General features: G+C 73.5%; 1 pseudogene. It reads right to left on the minus strand.

The annotated features are described in order from the left end of the window. A pseudogene (locus IH48_RS37300) lies at window positions 1-184 on the minus strand (hypothetical protein); the annotation flags it as partial. Between the last annotated feature and the right edge of the window lie 155 nt (window positions 185-339).

A 339-nucleotide genomic window follows, 5' to 3' on the forward strand; every position in this document is an offset into this window, starting at 1 on the left:
CGCCCCGGCCCGGCGGGGAGCGCTGGTACGAGAGTCCGGCGCGGCCCTCGCACCTGTGGTCGGCGCCGATGGCCACCAGGCCGATCGGCCGCTGGTCGGCGACGCGAACGGCGGTGAAGGCGCCAGCCGTCGTCAGGTAGGCGGCCTGCCGGGCGGCGACAGGATCCTCCGTGACCGGACCCACTGAGGTACGCGCGTACACGGCCGACCGACAACAACCCGCTCACCAGAGAACCGTCTTCCTCGGTGACGGGCCGCAGGAGAAGACAGTCGGTGCGCGGGCCAGACACGGGCCAGGGCGGTGTTCCGACTCGTCGCACCGCCCACCGAGGTCGGGAC

It is taken from the genome of Streptomyces sp. NRRL F-5126 (genome assembly GCF_000721265.1).
Classification (GTDB): domain Bacteria; phylum Actinomycetota; class Actinomycetes; order Streptomycetales; family Streptomycetaceae; genus Streptomyces.